The organism is Candidatus Zixiibacteriota bacterium, assembly GCA_021159005.1.
Taxonomy (GTDB): domain Bacteria; phylum Zixibacteria; class MSB-5A5; order UBA10806; family 4484-95; genus JAGGSN01.
This window is the reverse complement of record JAGGSN010000187.1, coordinates 17,185-32,854: the sequence shown is the minus strand read 5'-3', so window position 1 is coordinate 32,854 and position 15,670 is coordinate 17,185. Positions and strand designations below refer to the sequence as shown.

The following is a 15,670-nucleotide window of genomic DNA, read 5'->3' as shown; positions in this document are numbered from 1 at the left end:
TACCATTTTCAGGAGGTTTTATGGAAATATCAGGACTTGAATTTAATGAAGTTGGTGAATGTTTATTAGATGAAAACTTGAGCAGTGGCGTACGTTTTAGTCTAAATAAAAGCAAAGATGATAGAGTTATTTATGCTTTTTTGGTTAATGATGAAGTCATGTATGTCGGTGCGTGTCAAAGTTCAACAACTACTTTGAAGGACCGCATGGGACGATACCAAGGAATGATAGGCGCTGGGACTAATGAACGGATTGCGGAATTGATTAAACAAGCTCTTAGAGAGAATAAAAAGGTAAAGATTCTGGCATGGAAACCATCCGAAAATAGGCAGTATAGTAGCGGTTTGGAAATCGATATGATCAACGGACTCGAAAATGCAATAATAGCAACGTTGCCTCAGAAATCATGGAATATTCATAAATAGCATAAGCTACACGAGGACGTACACCAGCTTTGTAGATACCGTCTTTCAAGTCAAGCTATTTATTTCAGGATTAAAGGTTGTTTTGTTAATTAGCATGCTCCGTATTATCAAGAGGAGTTTTTTCATACATGCTGTCAGTGCGAGTTTCTTTTGTTTTCCGTTATCACACAATCTGTTATAGTAGAGCAGGTCGGGTTCCGACCAACGGGAGAAACCCGACATTTCGATTATGATAGGGATTTTACTAAAGGAAAAAATATTATATTGTTGTGAGAGGTGTCGGGTTGAATAAAGGACTTCGTCCGCTCGTTCGCTCCACTCATCCGCCTGGGGTGGAGAACCCAACCTGCGATAACTGAGTGAGATTTGATATTTAAAATTACCTTGCACTCACTATATATTTAGGAAGTAGGTCAGGAGTCTCCGACTCCTGACTATTCAGTGATATTAATTAATAGCTTTAAATGATTTTCAAGCGCTGTCATGTCCCCGCACCTGACAGCATATCATAAAAACTGGCGCACGGTGATGCACACCAGCCACAAAATTATTAATTATTTATTATCAATTATTTCCTCGGCTAACGATAGAGCGACGCCGGATAGCATCACCTCGACACCGAGTTGAGTGAAATCATCCGAGAGCAGGTCTTTGTCGGCATTGGCATAGAGCGAACAGGCAGCTTCCCTTTCGATAACCAAACCGCTGAGTGTGCTATCGGCATGGCTTATAAAAGTAACCTCGCCAAGTTCATCAGAGATAATAAAACCGCGGCACTCATGAAGCTGTAAATGGCTGTTAAGGGCATAAACTGAAACCAAAGCGCCCTTCTTTTTCTTTGATAGACTCGCCCGGGGATAAATATCTATCGACAGGTGCCGATGCTCCTGCGGATTAACCACCTTGATTCGCCAGTGGTCCTGAAGGCTTGAGACTTCGGCGTTGTTGAGAACTTTGGCTATAGCTTGAATAGCGTTTTCAGTAAAAATCGGGCGTTGATTATTCTCAGCCATTTTTGTCGTCTTCTTTTTTCTCTGATGGTTGGTCTGCCTTCTTCTCCTTTTCGGGGGATTCTATTTCGCCCTGAATGTCGCTCATCGACTTTTTAAACTCGCGGATTCCTTTGCCTAATCCCTGAGCGATTTCCGGGATTCGTTTGGCGCCGAATAATACCAGAACCAACAATAGAATAACAATCAGTTCTGTCGGGCCAGGCGTGCCAATCAGTATATAATCAAACATATTCACCTCTCATATCTTACGTACGGTCAAAAGTTACTTCTGACAACCGCCTTTTTTATTGTGTTGTCAAAAGTTACTTCTGACAACAACGCTTCTCTAAATATACCACCATCTGAAATATACAATAACAAAAATAATCATCAAGACAGAAACAAAATTTATTTTTACCATTAATCCAAGCGTAAAACTGAGAGCATAAAGTTCCACAGTAAACGTCTTGAAGCCTATCTCAATCGATTCAATAAACAGCGTTTTAACCGCTCCATCCGGCAGAAAAGAGCCGATTAGTTCGCCTAACAGTCCGCCAATAACAGCGCCTAACACTAAGGCGACAGTCAAAAACACCACTTCCCTCTTTTTCATTTATCCTGCTCTCCTGCAACTGATTCGAAAATAAACCGTCCATCCTGCGAACCTAATAGCATATCACAAGCTCTTTCCGGATGAGGCATCATGCCCAGCACATTGCCCTCCTTATTGATAATTCCGGCGATATTTTGCTGAGCCCCATTAGGATTGGCCTCTTCGGTAATTTCGCCATCCTTATTACAATACCTGAATAAAATGCGATTAGTTTCATTAAGTTCATTTATAGTATCTTCATCGGCAAAATAATTCCCCTCAGCATGAGCGATGGGGATTTTGAGAAGCTTCTCGTCCGGGCAGTTTTTAGTAAATCTCGTATCGCGGTTGGCAACATTCAGGTAAACATCCTGACAGACAAACCTCATTCCCAAATTTTTACGCATAGCCCCAGGAAGTAATCCCGCCTCCAAAAGCACTTGGAAACCGTTGCAAATACCTATTACTGCGCCGCCATTATTGGCGAAATCGATTACCGATTTCATAATCGGCGAAAAGCGCGCAATAGCTCCCGAACGAAGGTAATCGCCGTATGAAAAGCCGCCGGGAAGGATCACCACATCAACACCATCAAGCGATTTATCGGCATGCCAAAGATATTGCACCTCGCCGATGCCGGTTGATTTAACCGCCTGATACGAATCATAATCGCAATTGGAACCCGGGAATATAACCACGCCGAATTTCATTTCTCTATCTCCACCTCAAATTTCTCGATTATCGGATTCGCCAAAAGCTTATCGGTTAATTCATTTACTGTTTTCAAAGCTTTCGAGGTTGAATCCGATTCCAAATCTATCCAAAACACTTTGCCGGTTTTAACAGATTCAACCATGTTGTAATCAAGGTTGTACAGCGCATTTTTAATAGTTTCCCCCTGAGGGTCTAAAACTCCGCTTTTAAATTTGACTTCAACTTTTGCCGTATATTTACTCATCTACTCCTCTGCGCTTTTATTCTTTTTCAATGATTTTTCAGACTGATTATCATCATCATTATGAACGCCTTTTTCTATTAAGCTGGCAAGCAATTTTACAATTCCCCATATTATGTAGCCGGCAACAAACGGAAACATCAAAAGCCGCGTTTTAATCATCAAAAGCATCCCAGCGCTTACCAATATAATCATCTTAATCCGGTTCTTTTTGATTGAAAAATCGAACCGGGGCATTGTTTCATATTCAATAGTCGATACCATCAGCGCTGAAAACAGTATTATCATAATTAACAGGAATCGGTCAAGTCTTATTTCGCCCCACAGATGGTCGCAAAATATCACAAATGAGGCGATAGCAATCGCTGCAATCGGCACCGGTAAGCCAAGGAAATTGCCTTTGGTTTCAATCTTTGCATCAAGATTATATCTTGCCAAACGATAAGCGCCCGCCATGATGAAAGAGAAGCCTATAAACCAGCCCCAATTACCGAATTCTATCATCTTGAATGAATAAAGCAGGACTGCCGGAGCAACCGCAAACGAAACAATATCGGCTAAGGAATCAAGCTCTACACCAAAACGCGAGGCGCCTTTCGATAAGCGGGCAACTAAGCCATCGAGAAAATCGAAAAATGCGGCAAAAATAATCAGCCAAGCGGCTTCGGTTAAATTCTCGCCGCGCATGCTGGCTAATATCGAGGCATACCCGCAAAACAGATTGCCCATCGTAAATAACCCCGGAAATATTTGACGATAACCATTCAAAGCAATTTCCCCATTATAGTTTCGCCGCCTTTAACCTTATCCCCTTTTTTAACATCAACTCGCGATGAGCCGGGAATAAACAAATCCACCCTGCTGCCAAATCGTATCATGCCAAACCTGTCGCCCTTGACAACGGTTTGATTATCCTTAAGACGGCAAACAACGCGCCTTGCCAAAACACCGGCAATCTGGTGAACTGTTACATTACCCTTATCGGTAGATATTTCTATTTCAAAACGCTCATTAACATCGGAAGCGGCTTCTCTAAAAGCGGCTAAGAATTTCCCCGGTTTGTATTTTAGCCTTACAACCTTGCCATTAACGGGAATCCTGTTAATATGAACATCCAAAATCGATAAAAATATTGTAATCACAGTTTGGTCGCCTGTATCAACGATATTCAATATTTTGCCATCAGCGGGCGAAACAATCAAATCGTCGCCTGCTGGTATTTTCCTGACCGGGTCGCGGAAAAACAATATGAATGCGCAGGCAAGAACAAATGATATAACACCCAAGTAAATGAAAGCCATGTTAGTATATCTATTAAATAGATAGAAAAATATCACGGCTATAACCACAAATGGTAAAAAGAATATAAATCCCTCACGCGCCATTATCTCACCGCCCTTCTAATTATGTAATCCGATTTTTTAGTAAAATAACCAACATCGAAACAATCTTCAATCTCCTTCTCGGATAAAAATCCGCCTATTTCCGATGAGCCGCTAACAAGGTCGTAAAAGCTTCCGCCTGTATTGCGGGCTTTCATCGCCAAGGTCTGGACTGTTTTGTATGCCTCTTCCCTGCTTGGCATCTTCGAGATAAGCGCCAGCAAAACCCTCTGAGAAAATACTAAACCGCCGCCCGAATAAACATTTTCCTTCATCCGCTTTTTGTTGATAACCAAACCCTTAAGAATACCCTCAAATTTGAACAGCGCATAATCCATAAGGATGCAGGAATCAGGGATAATAATGCGTTCAACCGATGAATGAGAGATGTCGCGTTCATGCCATAGCGCTTGGTTTTCCATGCCGGCTATAGCATTGGCTCTGAAAATACGCGCCAGTCCGGTGATTCTCTCGCAGGTAATCGGGTTTTTCTTATGCGGCATCGCCGAGGAACCTTTCTGCTTTTTGGCAAATCCTTCCTCAAGTTCGCCAATCTCGGTTCGCTGAAGCCCTCTTATCTCAATTGCGAATTTCTCCAGCGACCCGCCTATTACCGCTATAGCATTCAATAAGTCGGCATGACGGTCTCTCTGGATAACCTGCGTGGAAACTTTAGCCGGTTTAAGTTTGAACTTGCGGCAGACATATTGTTCTATTCGAGGGTCAACATGAGCAAAATTGCCAACCGCGCCGGATACTTTGCCGACAGCCATTTCCTTAACAGCAAAATCGAACCGTTCGATTCCTCTTGCCAGTTCGGAATACCATAACGCCATCTTCAGACCAAATGTCATCGGCTCGGCATGCACGCCATGAGTTCTGCCTATACAGATTGTATTGGTATGACGTTTAGCCATCTTCTTAAGTAAAGAGGTAATCTTAACCAGCCTTTTCCTGATAAGCAAAGCCGCTTTCTGGATTGTAATCGACAGGGAAATATCCAATATATCAGATGATGTCAAACCGTAATGGATATATTTGGAATTAGGTCCGACAAATTCAGCCACGCTGGTTAAAAAGGCTATTACATCATGATGGGTTTCTTCTTCGATTTCGAAGATTCTCTCGATATTAAAATTGGCTTTCTTCTTAATATCAACAACCGCCGATTTTGGAATCTTGCCAAGCTTAGCCCAAGCCTCGCAAACAGCGATTTCCACCTTAAGCCAGGTTGCGAACCTGTTTTCATCAGTCCAGAGCGCCCCCATCTCCGGCAATGTATAGCGCTGAATCATCTAATTTTTTTTCACTTTCTCCCAATCGGCTAAGAACTTTTTCAGTCCGATATCGGTTAGAGGATGCTTAGCCATCTGCTCGATAACTTTATAGGGAATAGTGGAAACATCAGCGCCCATCATAGCCGCCTCAACCACATGAAGCGGGTTGCGAATGGAAGCTACCAGCACCTCAGTTTCGAAATCGTAGTTGTCGTATATATCGATAATTTGCTCAACCAAGTCCATCCCGACATGGCTGACATCATCCAACCTGCCGACAAAAGGCGAAATAAAAGCCGCACCAGCCTTAGCCGCCATCAATGCCTGCAAGGGCGAGAAACATAAGGTCATGTTCACATTAATGCCTTTATCGGATAGACGCTTAGTGGCTATAAATCCCTCCCGTATACAGGGAACCTTAACAATGATATTATTATGAATCTTGCATAATTCTTCCGCCTCAGCTACAATTCCATCGGCATCAACAGCGGTAACCTCAGCCGAGATAGGACCATCGACTATTTCACAGATGGCTTTCAGGATGTCTATATAATTGCCGGATTCTTTCGCCAGAAGCGAAGGATTCGTCGTAACCCCATCAAGCATACCGAGTTCAGCGGCTTTTTTAATCTCGTCGATATTAGCAGTATCGATAAAAAACTTCATCGTTTTTCCTTTCTATAATTTACCTCAATTAAAACCAGACCATTAGCTGGAACATTAAATCGCACATAATCTGTATTATTCAAAAAACTCTTCATTCGTGTCAAGTTTATTTTCAAATTCTCTACCGCCAACATAGCACTCACCATACGCCGAACCATGTGATGTAAAAACCTATTGGCTTTCACTTCATAAACTAACATGCCTCCATAACGGAACCAGCGCGAGATAAAAACCTCGCAATGGTTGTCCTGCTTTTGAGATTTCATTTTGCAGAAAGCGCTGAAATCATGTCGTCCTTTAAGCATTCGGGCAGCTTTATTTAATTTGTCGATATCAAGACGCCGACAAACTTGATATGTTATATGTCTGTTAAGCGCAGTCGGGGATTCAGCTATGTTGTACCTGTAAAGACGGCTGACCGCATCCCGCCGAGGGTCGAATTTCGCATTAGTCCGGCTTAGTTTTATAACCGCTATCTCATCGGGAAGCAGCCTGTTAAGACGGTACATTAGTTTGGCAGGTTCGATATTCTTATCGAGGCCAAAAGCGCAGACTTGGGCTGCTGCATGCACACCGGCATCGGTTCTGCCCGAGCCGCTTAGCTTCACTTTCTGGCGATAAACCTTCTCGATTGCATCTTGAATAACGCCCTGCACGGTGCGATTATTCGACTGAATTTGCCAGCCGGAGAATTCTGCGCCTTCATATTCGACTGTCATTTTATAATAATAGCAATTCATATTAATAGTATAAGTATTGTAATCGATAAACCAACAAAAATAAAGCAATAATCAATGCCTTTCAATGATGATTTAACGCCGGCAAAATAAACTCCATCATGCCCCTTTAAAGCGATAGCCGCCGCCACATCATCGGACTGCTTTATCGTTCTGGCAAAAAGCGGCAATAATAATTTCGATTCCATTTTTAATCTGTTAATATAACCGCCTTTCAGATTGGCGCCTCTGGCATTCATAGCCATCCTGACTATCTCCCTTTCGCGAGCCTGAACCGGCAGAAAACGCAGGGCGATAAAAAATACTAAAGCTAACTCCTGAAAAAACCTGTGCCGCACAATACCAAAACCAGTTGAAAGCTTTACGGCAAACTCTTCCGGAGAAATAAAGCTTAAAATGCACACAGCCATTATAATGAAATTAATAAACCTGAAAATATTAAATATGCCAGCTTTAAGTCCCGTGTCGGTGGCGGTTAAAACCCAGAGATGAAATAGCTCGTCTCCCGGATGATAAAACAGATGAAACAAGAATACAATTATAAATACGGGCAAAAACAGGTAAAATTGATGCATAATAGCTGATATTTTCAAGCCGCCGCAGAACGCAAGAACTGCCATTAGGATAAGTAAAAGCAGCTGGCTTGTTGCCAAATCGACGACAAGTATCCATATTGACAGGCATAGGATCCAGGCAAGTTTAACCTCGACAGGCAAGGCAGACAGTTTGCTTTCGGGATTGAATTGGATGAATTTCATGTATTTAATATATAGATAACTGTATTAACGGTCAATCTTTTAGTAAAATAGGAGCTTCCCCATTTTATTTTCAGAACATTTAACTGTTTAGGCATGCGTAGCGAAACGTGACCTGGCGATATTCTTATCAAGCAAAAAGTGCCGGTTCATCCGCCTTAGGCGGACTACGAACTGACACAACATAAAATTTTGCGTTAATAACATACCCCTAACCTCCCTCAAGAGGGGAATAATAAAAAAGAGGGCGTCCTCCTCAGGCGGACACCCCTAAACGCTCTTATTTTCCGAACAATTAGAACATATACCGTAAATTTGCAGACTATAGGCTTTCATGGTAAAATCATGTTCATCGCAGAGCTGTTCTTGAAGTTCGCTTAGTTCGGGCAGATGAAATTCGATTTTGGCGCCGCATTTCTGGCAAATCATGTGGTCATGCTGGGGCTCATCGGTAATTTTCTCGAACTGCACCGGCGCATCGCCAAGATAAACCTTGCGGAGAATTCCAGCTAAAGCGATAATATCCAGAGTCCGATAGACAGTCGCCCGCGATGTTTTGCGGCCTTTATTTTTTAATATCATCAAAAGGTCATCCGCCTCGAAATGCCCCTCGGTGGCTAATGATTCCTCTAATATGATTAGCCTTTCAGCGGTAAGTTTCAACCCTTTTTCCGCCAGAAAAGATTTGAACTTAGCCAAGGCAATATTTCTATCAAAATCCGACATTACCATTAAAGTTTATACTACATTGCAATTACGGGTCAAGTATTTTTTAAATTTACCTTGACACTTAACCGATGAATAATTTATACAAATAAGGAAAGATATAAACATTTAAATAAATGGAGGAACAATTGAGAAAGCTTCTAACATTATTACTCATTACGCTTATTGCCGCTGTGTTGTTTGTAAATTGCGACCGGCGCAAAGCGATTGACCAGATTTTAGAAAAACCGGAAATGAAAAGCTATCTTATGAGCAAGATGCTTGAGAATGAAACAATCAAAGCGGATATCACTAATCAGTTATTTGCAGACACCATCTGGGTCAGCTCTACTATAAACCGCTTGACTGAGCAGATGGATAAGCGGCAGGTTATATTCGAGAAGCTTCTCGGGTATGAAGGTATGTCTGATATGATGCTTGAAAAAATGGCGGAAAATCCCGATCTTAAGAAGAAGATGAGGGCTATCGGCAGAAGAAGATAGTTTTCAGGTATTAGGATGGAAACTATGTAGGGCAGGTCTTTCCGAGACCTGCCTTTTTGTTTGCCCGGTAAGGCGGATAAGCCCAGTCAAGGGTCGTTGTTGGCAGACGAGCCCGCCTATGGCGGATGCCATCCACATGAACCACTGAAGTTGGTGCACAAGAACATACACCAACCACTGAAATGCCGTTGCGCGTAGAGGCGTATTGCATACGCCCTGAACTTATTGTTGGTGCACGAGGACGTACACCAGCCACTATAAAGGAGGACGTACACCAGCCACTGAAACACCGTTCGCGTAGGGGCGTATTGCATACGCCCTCGTATTGCATACGCCCTCAGACTGTTAACAAATGATTATATCGATATATTCAATAAAAGGGGAACGTTTAGTATTTTGTAGGTCAATCCGACTGAGGCGGACTTGTGGTCTTGGCTATTCTTTATTTCTTAAGTTGGCAGACGAGGACGTACGCCAACCATTAAAATTTCTATACCTGCTTCAGTTTCCATCTGCCAAGCTTAAACCAGATAAAGATACTAACTCCTTTTAAAACCGTCGAAATTGTGATCGCCCAGTACATTCCCTGGTATCCCCAATTTAACGGTCCAACGAAGATAATTGCCAATGGGATTCGCAAGGTAGTGCCAATAATTGAAATCAGCATCGGGGGCAATGTATCGCCCGCCCCTGAGAAAGCGCCCTCATAAACGATCTCTAATCCCATAAACAATTGCGAGATGGCTATGATTTTCAGATATAAAGCCGCCGCAGTTGCCACCTGAATATCGCTTGAGAATATTGAGACTAACGGCTTGGCGGCAAAGAAAAATATGAATGAAAACGCTATGGTAATGCCGGAAACAATGCCAATTGCCGTTTGCGCTGATTTTTCCGCTCGGTCGGTAAGCTTGGCGCCGAGATTCTGTCCTATCATGCTCGCTGTCGCCTGCCCAAAACCGAAACATATCATAAAGGAAACAGCCTCGATAAATTGACCAACCCTGAATGAGGCTACTACATAATCACCGAATGGAGCGGCAATTCTTACCAACGCCAAATATACTATAGAAAAGCCAATTCCTGATATTGAAATTGGAAGTCCTATCTTAGCAATCCGCCAGAGAAGGGGGAAATCAAAAGGCAACGGTCTTGCTTTAATAATTTTGAAAGGTAGCTTGCCTCTGTTTAATTCAACAAATGCCAAACCCAATGATAAATAATAACCAATCGCAGTAGCTAATGCCGCGCCAGCTATCCCCATTTCGGGGAAGGGACCGATTCCAAATATCAACAGCGGATCAAGTATTATATTTGCGATAATTGCCGTTAAAATAAGCCTCATAGGCACGATAGTATCGCCAACTGCCCGGAATATGCTCGAATAAGTCTCGACTAAGAATATCGCCGGCAGACAGGTCGAGATTATCATCAAATAAATGCTGCCAAGCCTGACAACCTCGGCCGATACCCCAACAAGCTCCATGGCGTTTTTAGCAAACAGCCAACCGCAGACTGATAATATTATTGATATAAAGAATACTAATTGAATAACTTTCTGCGATGTTTCCGATGCTTGGGTTAGATTTTTCTCGCCATAATAGCGCGAGATTATTGCCACCAAACCTATCGGCATAATGTCAACAATCGAATAGAGTATCCATACTATAAATGATGATGGCGTAATTGCCGCCAGTGCTTCAGGTCCAAGTCTGCCGACCCAGATGCCATCGACAAAATGATTGACCGTTATCCCTAAAAGAGATAATAAGCCAGGTATAGCCAGCCTGACTATTTGACTTGCTAATGGTCCTTGTGTTAAATCCTTAGCCAATTATTAGTCTCCAGCCTTGAAAATTATCCGGAGCGTGTTTTATTCAAAAGTTGACACATTAGGATATATGTCAACCGTTAAAAGTAGTATATATAATAAGAAATGACAATAAAAGGTTTTTATTCGTTGTTGGCAGACAAGGACGCCTCAGGCGGATACGCCCTCTTGTTACCAAGCAGCGCTTGGTAACAAGAGAGGTGTTGCTGCTTTTTCAACAACCTAAGTCCGCCTATGGTGGACAAGGATTCGCGTGGGCGGCAGACGTCCCCGTCTGCCCCTCATTTAACTGTTCAGGCAGGTCGTAGTGAAACGTAACCTGCCGATTTTGTGTAGTAAAACGTGTCAGTTCATCCGCCTTAGGCGGACTATGAACTAACACTGCCTGAAATTATCTATCACGCGGCAAAGCCTCAGCATCCGATAAATACTATAATGTCATTTGCGAAACTGGTTTAAAACTTCGGCGGTGAATTTCACAGGGACCTATTCTATCGAGAATTTCGAGATGTTTTTTAGTGCCATATCCCTTATGACGTTCGAAACCATATTCGGGATATTGATTGGCCATCTCTATCATATAAACATCACGGGCGATTTTGGCAATAATCGAGGCGGCTGAAACTTGCGGTATCTTGCTGTCGCCGCCGATGACCGCTCGTTGAGGAATCTCCAATCCGGGAATCTCGAATTTGCCATCCACATAAACCATGTCGGGATATACCGATAATTTCTCAATCGCCCGCCGCATAGCCAGCAAGGAGGCTTGAAGTATGTTTATCTTATCGATAACAAACCATGAAACGCCGGCAACAGCGTAACATTGGGAATTATCTAATATCCCTGAAAGGATTCGATACCTTTGGGCAGGTGTAAGTTTTTTGGAATCGGTTAAGCCATTGATGATGATATTTGAATCGAGGATTACAGCGGCGGCAACAACCGGTCCTGCTAATGGACCGCGACCGACCTCATCGACACCGCAGATTATTTCGGGCTGCTTCCTGCTCATCAGTTACTTGCTTTGATTGTCAAGCGTTTTTAGCAAAAAGAGGGCATCCTCCTGAGGTGGACGCCCCTACGTTTTAATGTTGCGTTCGTTCGCAACTAAGCGAGATGAATCGGCTTACCTGCTATTCCATCGGGCGCTATTTCTTTTCGGCAACCTTAGTTTCAATTCTAGCCCGCTTGCCGGTGCGTTCACGAAGGTAATACAGTTTTGCTCTGTTTACATCGCCTCTGCGAATAACCTGTATCTTGGTAACATTGGGCGAATGAAGCGCGAAGATTTTTTCGACTCCAATACCTGATGAAATTTTTCTGACCGTAAAGGATCTATTGATTCCGGAACCGCGCATGGCTATAACATCACCCTGAAACACCTGAACTCTTTCTTTATCACCCTCAATTATCTTGATGTGTACCTTGATATTATCGCCGGCTTTAAAATCAGGCAGTTTATCTTTCAGGTACTTGCTTTCAATTATTTTCAACATCTTTATCCTCCAAATTCAATAGTATTTTTTCTTCGTCATCGAGTTCTCTATTTGCCAAAAGATCAGGCCTTCTTGTTTGCGTTTTTTTTAATGATTGCTCAAGCCGCCATCTTTTTATATGTTTGTGATTGCCGCCGGTTAAAACCTCGGGCACGAAATGTCCCATAAACTCGCGCGGCTGCGTATATTCCGGATAGCCCAGCAATCCCTCGAAATATGAATCGGATTGGGCTGATGAAATCTCTTTGATAACGCCCGGCACAAGTCTGCCAACCGCATCTATTATTGTCAGCGCCGGTATTTCGCCGCCGGTTAAAACATAATCGCCAACGGAAAGTTCATATAAATCGAACAGTTCTTTTATACGCTCATCGACTCCCTTATAGCGGCCGCATATTATCAAAAGCCAGTCTTCAAGCATAAGCTCTTTAGCCGCAGTCTGGTCGAATTTATAGCCGGAGGCATCGGTTAATATCTTCTTAGCTTTATTATCGGGGTCGATAGCTTTTATCGCATTATATAGAGGTTCGCTTTTCATCACCATGCCGGTGCCGCCGCCGAAGGGCTTATCATCAACGGTATGGTGCTTGTCGACAGCATAATCGCGAATATTATGCGCCTGAATATTCATCACGCCGTTTTTAACCGCGCGCCCAATAATGCTGTGATTGAGCGGTTGGGTAATCATTTCGGGAAATAATGTCAAGACGTCTATCCTCATGATATAATAAATTCGCGAATTCTTTTAATTTTCACAAACCCTTCATCAATAGAGATTGAATCGATGAACTGCTTTACCATCGGCACCAGAATCTCGCCATGCTGAGATTCAATTACCAGCAAATCATTGGCAGTAAAACTTCTAACATCTATAATAGTGCCAAAACCTTCATCGTTATCATCGATTATTTTCAATCCAATTAAATCAAAAACATAAATTTCGTTCTTTTCCATTTTTGGCAAAAAACAAAATTTGCAAAATAACTCTCCGTTTTTATAAACTTCCGCCGCCTCACGATTATCAATTCCTTTAAGCTTCACACCTAAACGGGAACTGATATGCTTGACATCTTCAATTGTCGTTTCGAATGAGTTGTTATTAGCTTTGATCAGGACTTGCAAACCCTGGCGTAAGTTTATGCTGTCAGCCTGGTATGGTAAAACCGTCAATTCACCCCTGAGGCCCCGGGGCTTTTGAATATGCCCCAGGGCAATCAGAGTATCATCCTTAGGGCTCACACTACTCCAGAATTTCCAGTAAGGCCCTTTTACCTTTCTTGGCTGAGACAGCAGCTATCAATGTTCTGATAGCTTTAGCGGTCTGCCCTTTGCGTCCTATAACCTTTCCCAGGTCTTCCGGAGCGACTCTCAACTCATATACGGTTGTCTTTTCGCCTTCAACATCGGTGACTTCGACATTTTCAGGGTTATCAACCAGTGCGCGTGCTATGACTTCGATGAACTCTTTCATCTTGGCCTCCTTATTACAGTAAGTGGTTCAATTTGAGCATCATTACTCAGCCTTAGCGGTTTTTTCCTTCTTCTTTTTTGTCCTTTCCTTAATAGTTTCGGATACGACAACATCCGAAACATCTTCACCCTTTTTTACTTTATAATACTTAGCCATCAAGCCGGTTTGTTTAAACAAGCTATTAACCGTATCCGATATAATAGCTCCATCATCAAGACGTTTAAAAATTTTGTCTTCATGAAATTTTACTTTGGCCGGCTTATCAATCGGACTATACCAGCCAAGGATATCGACAAATCGTCCCTCGCGAGCTTTTTTGTTATCAATTGCAACAATCCGGTAGAACGGTCTTTTTTTAGCTCCCAATCTCCGAAGTCTTATTGTCAGTGCCACTTATCCTCCTGTTATATTTAAACTTATAAATTTATATCGGAAACCCTTTCGGAAAACCTTTGAAATTAAACTTTGAAAAATTCTTCATCATTTTCCGCATCTGCGTAAATTGCTTTAATAGAACATTAATATCATGTACAGATGTTCCGCTGCCGCGCGCAATTCTTTTTCTTCTTGAGCCGTTAATTATTGACGGATTACGGCGTTCCTGAACAGTCATCGAACAAATAATCGCCTCGATTCGGGGCAATGCCTTATCATCAATGGAAAGCCCTTTCAGCTTTCCGCCCATGCCCGGAACCATTTCCAGAAGCGACTCCAGCGGTCCCATTTTCTTGACCTGCTTTAACTGGTCAAGGAAATCCTCGAAAGTAAATTCCTGTTTGCGAAGCTTTTGTTCGAGTTTTTTAGCTTTTTCGATATCTACGTTCTGCTGGGCTTTTTCAACTAAGGTTATAATATCGCCCATACCCAGAATCCGGGAGGCCATTCGTTCGGGGTGAAATTCCTCAATTGCATCAAGTTTCTCACCAATACCGACGAATTTAATCGGCACATCCAGAACCGATTTAATAGATAATGCCGCGCCGCCGCGGGCATCGCCATCCAGTTTGGTTAGGGCAACACCGGTAATGCCGATTTTCTCGTTGAACGAGGAAGCGACATTTACCGCTTCCTGACCGGTCATTGCATCCGCCACAAACAACACCTCTGCGGGATTCACCTTAGTTTTTATATCTGCAAGCTCAGCCATTAAATCATCATCGATTTGCAAACGTCCGGCGGTATCAAGAATAACAGTATCGTACAACTTTTCCTTCGCGTGATTTACAGCCTCAAGGCATATTCCGGGAGCATTGGAATCGCTTGTGTAGTACGGCATATTAATTGATTTGGCCAGCACCTCAAGTTGTTTTTTGGCTGCCGGTCGATGAATATCAGCGGCCACTAAAAGCGGATGTTTGCCGCGCGAGCCAAGCAGTTTGGCAAGCTTTCCGGCGAGCGTTGTTTTACCGCCGCCATGAAGGCCTATTATCATGATGATTGTCGGCGGCTGGGAAGCTGTATTCAGAGGAGCATTTTGTTCGCCGAGAAGCTTGGTTAGCTCATCGCTGACAATTTTTACAACCTGCTGACCGGGTTTTATCGATTTGGCAACCTCTTGCCCGACCGCGCGTTCCTGTATGTTGACAATTAGCTTTTTGGCGACCTTGTAATTGACATCAGCCTCAAGAAGAGCCATGCGGATTTCCCGCATTGCTTCCTTGACATCCTTTTCGTTAAGGATGCCGCGTCCGGTAATCTTTTTGAATACCGATTCAAGTCTTTCAGTCAACTGTTCAAACATAACTATAAAACACCGTTTCTCTAAAACGGATAAGGTTTTAAGATAATTAACAAATGAAAAAATGCAAGTTAAATATAGCGATTTTTATAGAATTTTAGAATTTTCAACATGCTGTATCATAAAGAGATAGAAAGACACGTCA

General features: G+C 42.7%; 22 protein-coding genes. 2 read left to right on the top strand and 20 right to left on the bottom strand.

Features of this window, described 5'->3' with window-relative positions:
• The first annotated feature begins 20 nt into the window (after positions 1-20).
• On the top strand, positions 21-425 hold the full coding sequence (locus J7K40_11685) for a hypothetical protein (protein MCD6163058.1): 405 nt from the start codon (positions 21-23) through the stop codon (positions 423-425).
• A gap of 554 nt (positions 426-979) precedes the next feature.
• On the opposite strand, the gene J7K40_11680 is transcribed toward J7K40_11685, so the two are convergent.
• The 12 genes from J7K40_11680 to J7K40_11625 form a co-directional block, all read right to left on the bottom strand.
• On the bottom strand, positions 980-1,438 hold the full coding sequence (locus J7K40_11680) for a hypothetical protein (protein ID MCD6163057.1): 459 nt from the start codon (positions 1,436-1,438) through the stop codon (positions 980-982).
• Positions 1,431-1,667 (bottom strand): twin-arginine translocase TatA/TatE family subunit, encoded by a 237-nt coding sequence (gene tatA / locus J7K40_11675; protein ID MCD6163056.1) that lies wholly within the window; start codon positions 1,665-1,667, stop codon positions 1,431-1,433. The genes J7K40_11680 and tatA overlap by 8 nt, the downstream gene beginning before the upstream one ends.
• 96 nt (positions 1,668-1,763) lie before the next feature.
• Positions 1,764-2,030 (bottom strand): hypothetical protein, encoded by a 267-nt coding sequence (locus J7K40_11670; protein ID MCD6163055.1) that lies wholly within the window; start codon positions 2,028-2,030, stop codon positions 1,764-1,766.
• On the bottom strand, positions 2,027-2,719 hold the full coding sequence (gene purQ, locus J7K40_11665) for a phosphoribosylformylglycinamidine synthase subunit PurQ (protein ID MCD6163054.1): 693 nt from the start codon (positions 2,717-2,719) through the stop codon (positions 2,027-2,029). Before purQ ends, J7K40_11670 begins: the two co-directional genes overlap by 4 nt.
• Positions 2,716-2,967 (bottom strand): phosphoribosylformylglycinamidine synthase subunit PurS, encoded by a 252-nt coding sequence (purS, locus tag J7K40_11660; GenBank protein ID MCD6163053.1) that lies wholly within the window; start codon positions 2,965-2,967, stop codon positions 2,716-2,718. The genes purQ and purS overlap by 4 nt, the downstream gene beginning before the upstream one ends.
• Positions 2,968-3,732 (bottom strand): CDP-diacylglycerol--serine O-phosphatidyltransferase, encoded by a 765-nt coding sequence (gene pssA, locus J7K40_11655; protein ID MCD6163052.1) that lies wholly within the window; start codon positions 3,730-3,732, stop codon positions 2,968-2,970. It abuts the gene before it with no gap.
• The gene (locus tag J7K40_11650; GenBank protein ID MCD6163051.1) at positions 3,729-4,349 is read right to left on the bottom strand and encodes a phosphatidylserine decarboxylase; all 621 of its coding nucleotides are present in this window, start codon (positions 4,347-4,349) and stop codon (positions 3,729-3,731) included. The genes pssA and J7K40_11650 overlap by 4 nt, the downstream gene beginning before the upstream one ends.
• Positions 4,349-5,641 (bottom strand): adenylosuccinate lyase, encoded by a 1,293-nt coding sequence (locus J7K40_11645; protein MCD6163050.1) that lies wholly within the window; start codon positions 5,639-5,641, stop codon positions 4,349-4,351. The genes J7K40_11650 and J7K40_11645 overlap by 1 nt, the downstream gene beginning before the upstream one ends.
• A complete protein-coding gene (gene fsa / locus J7K40_11640) occupies positions 5,642-6,289 on the bottom strand; it encodes a fructose-6-phosphate aldolase (protein ID MCD6163049.1) in 648 nt (215 codons plus the stop codon).
• On the bottom strand, positions 6,286-7,008 hold the full coding sequence (truA, locus tag J7K40_11635) for a tRNA pseudouridine(38-40) synthase TruA (protein MCD6163048.1): 723 nt from the start codon (positions 7,006-7,008) through the stop codon (positions 6,286-6,288). Before truA ends, fsa begins: the two co-directional genes overlap by 4 nt.
• 17 nt (positions 7,009-7,025) lie before the next feature.
• Positions 7,026-7,784 carry a hypothetical protein gene (locus J7K40_11630; protein ID MCD6163047.1) on the bottom strand — a complete coding sequence of 253 codons (759 nt, stop codon included), beginning with the start codon at positions 7,782-7,784 and terminating at the stop codon, positions 7,026-7,028.
• Positions 7,785-8,051: 267 nt separating this feature from the next.
• Positions 8,052-8,507, bottom strand: coding sequence for a transcriptional repressor (locus J7K40_11625; protein MCD6163046.1), 456 nt, complete (start codon positions 8,505-8,507; stop codon positions 8,052-8,054).
• Between the two features lie 128 nt (positions 8,508-8,635).
• Between J7K40_11625 and J7K40_11620 the strand changes: the two genes are divergently transcribed.
• On the top strand, positions 8,636-8,989 hold the full coding sequence (locus J7K40_11620) for a hypothetical protein (GenBank protein MCD6163045.1): 354 nt from the start codon (positions 8,636-8,638) through the stop codon (positions 8,987-8,989).
• Positions 8,990-9,479: 490 nt separating this feature from the next.
• On the opposite strand, the gene J7K40_11615 is transcribed toward J7K40_11620, so the two are convergent.
• The 8 genes from J7K40_11615 to ffh all read right to left on the bottom strand — a co-directional run bounded on the left by J7K40_11615 (position 9,480) and on the right by ffh (position 15,528).
• Positions 9,480-10,823 carry an MATE family efflux transporter gene (locus J7K40_11615; protein ID MCD6163044.1) on the bottom strand — a complete coding sequence of 448 codons (1,344 nt, stop codon included), beginning with the start codon at positions 10,821-10,823 and terminating at the stop codon, positions 9,480-9,482.
• Positions 10,824-11,250: 427 nt separating this feature from the next.
• Entirely contained in the window at positions 11,251-11,832 is a 582-nt protein-coding gene (locus J7K40_11610) for a ribonuclease HII (protein ID MCD6163043.1), read from the bottom strand.
• 136 nt (positions 11,833-11,968) lie between these two features.
• A complete protein-coding gene (rplS, locus tag J7K40_11605; GenBank protein ID MCD6163042.1) occupies positions 11,969-12,316 on the bottom strand; it encodes a 50S ribosomal protein L19 in 348 nt (115 codons plus the stop codon).
• Positions 12,300-13,037 (bottom strand): tRNA (guanosine(37)-N1)-methyltransferase TrmD, encoded by a 738-nt coding sequence (gene trmD / locus J7K40_11600; protein MCD6163041.1) that lies wholly within the window; start codon positions 13,035-13,037, stop codon positions 12,300-12,302. Before trmD ends, rplS begins: the two co-directional genes overlap by 17 nt.
• Positions 13,034-13,555 (bottom strand): 16S rRNA processing protein RimM, encoded by a 522-nt coding sequence (rimM, locus tag J7K40_11595; protein ID MCD6163040.1) that lies wholly within the window; start codon positions 13,553-13,555, stop codon positions 13,034-13,036. Before rimM ends, trmD begins: the two co-directional genes overlap by 4 nt.
• Before the next feature lies 1 nt (position 13,556).
• Positions 13,557-13,787 (bottom strand): KH domain-containing protein, encoded by a 231-nt coding sequence (locus J7K40_11590; protein MCD6163039.1) that lies wholly within the window; start codon positions 13,785-13,787, stop codon positions 13,557-13,559.
• Between the two features lie 42 nt (positions 13,788-13,829).
• A complete protein-coding gene (gene rpsP / locus J7K40_11585; GenBank protein ID MCD6163038.1) occupies positions 13,830-14,180 on the bottom strand; it encodes a 30S ribosomal protein S16 in 351 nt (116 codons plus the stop codon).
• A 31-nt stretch (positions 14,181-14,211) separates the two neighbouring features.
• A complete protein-coding gene (gene ffh / locus J7K40_11580; GenBank protein MCD6163037.1) occupies positions 14,212-15,528 on the bottom strand; it encodes a signal recognition particle protein in 1,317 nt (438 codons plus the stop codon).
• Positions 15,529-15,670 lie beyond the last annotated feature (142 nt).

Coding starts and splice junctions, on each gene's coding strand:
- fsa (MCD6163049.1), bottom strand. CDS start 6,289: ATGAAGTTTTTTATCGATACTGCTAATATCGACGAGATTAAAAAAGCC.
- truA (MCD6163048.1), bottom strand. CDS start 7,008: ATGACAGTCGAATATGAAGGCGCAGAATTCTCCGGCTGGCAAATTCAG.
- trmD (MCD6163041.1), bottom strand. CDS start 13,037: ATGAGGATAGACGTCTTGACATTATTTCCCGAAATGATTACCCAACCG.
- purS (MCD6163053.1), bottom strand. CDS start 2,967: ATGAGTAAATATACGGCAAAAGTTGAAGTCAAATTTAAAAGCGGAGTT.
- purQ (MCD6163054.1), bottom strand. CDS start 2,719: ATGAAATTCGGCGTGGTTATATTCCCGGGTTCCAATTGCGATTATGAT.
- J7K40_11610 (MCD6163043.1), bottom strand. CDS start 11,832: ATGAGCAGGAAGCAGCCCGAAATAATCTGCGGTGTCGATGAGGTCGGT.
- J7K40_11590 (MCD6163039.1), bottom strand. CDS start 13,787: ATGAAAGAGTTCATCGAAGTCATAGCACGCGCACTGGTTGATAACCCT.
- ffh (MCD6163037.1), bottom strand. CDS start 15,528: ATGTTTGAACAGTTGACTGAAAGACTTGAATCGGTATTCAAAAAGATT.
- J7K40_11685 (MCD6163058.1), top strand. CDS start 21: ATGGAAATATCAGGACTTGAATTTAATGAAGTTGGTGAATGTTTATTA.
- tatA (MCD6163056.1), bottom strand. CDS start 1,667: ATGTTTGATTATATACTGATTGGCACGCCTGGCCCGACAGAACTGATT.
- rplS (MCD6163042.1), bottom strand. CDS start 12,316: ATGTTGAAAATAATTGAAAGCAAGTACCTGAAAGATAAACTGCCTGAT.
- J7K40_11670 (MCD6163055.1), bottom strand. CDS start 2,030: ATGAAAAAGAGGGAAGTGGTGTTTTTGACTGTCGCCTTAGTGTTAGGC.
- J7K40_11650 (MCD6163051.1), bottom strand. CDS start 4,349: ATGGCGCGTGAGGGATTTATATTCTTTTTACCATTTGTGGTTATAGCC.
- J7K40_11625 (MCD6163046.1), bottom strand. CDS start 8,507: ATGTCGGATTTTGATAGAAATATTGCCTTGGCTAAGTTCAAATCTTTT.
- J7K40_11645 (MCD6163050.1), bottom strand. CDS start 5,641: ATGATTCAGCGCTATACATTGCCGGAGATGGGGGCGCTCTGGACTGAT.
- J7K40_11630 (MCD6163047.1), bottom strand. CDS start 7,784: ATGAAATTCATCCAATTCAATCCCGAAAGCAAACTGTCTGCCTTGCCT.
- J7K40_11680 (MCD6163057.1), bottom strand. CDS start 1,438: ATGGCTGAGAATAATCAACGCCCGATTTTTACTGAAAACGCTATTCAA.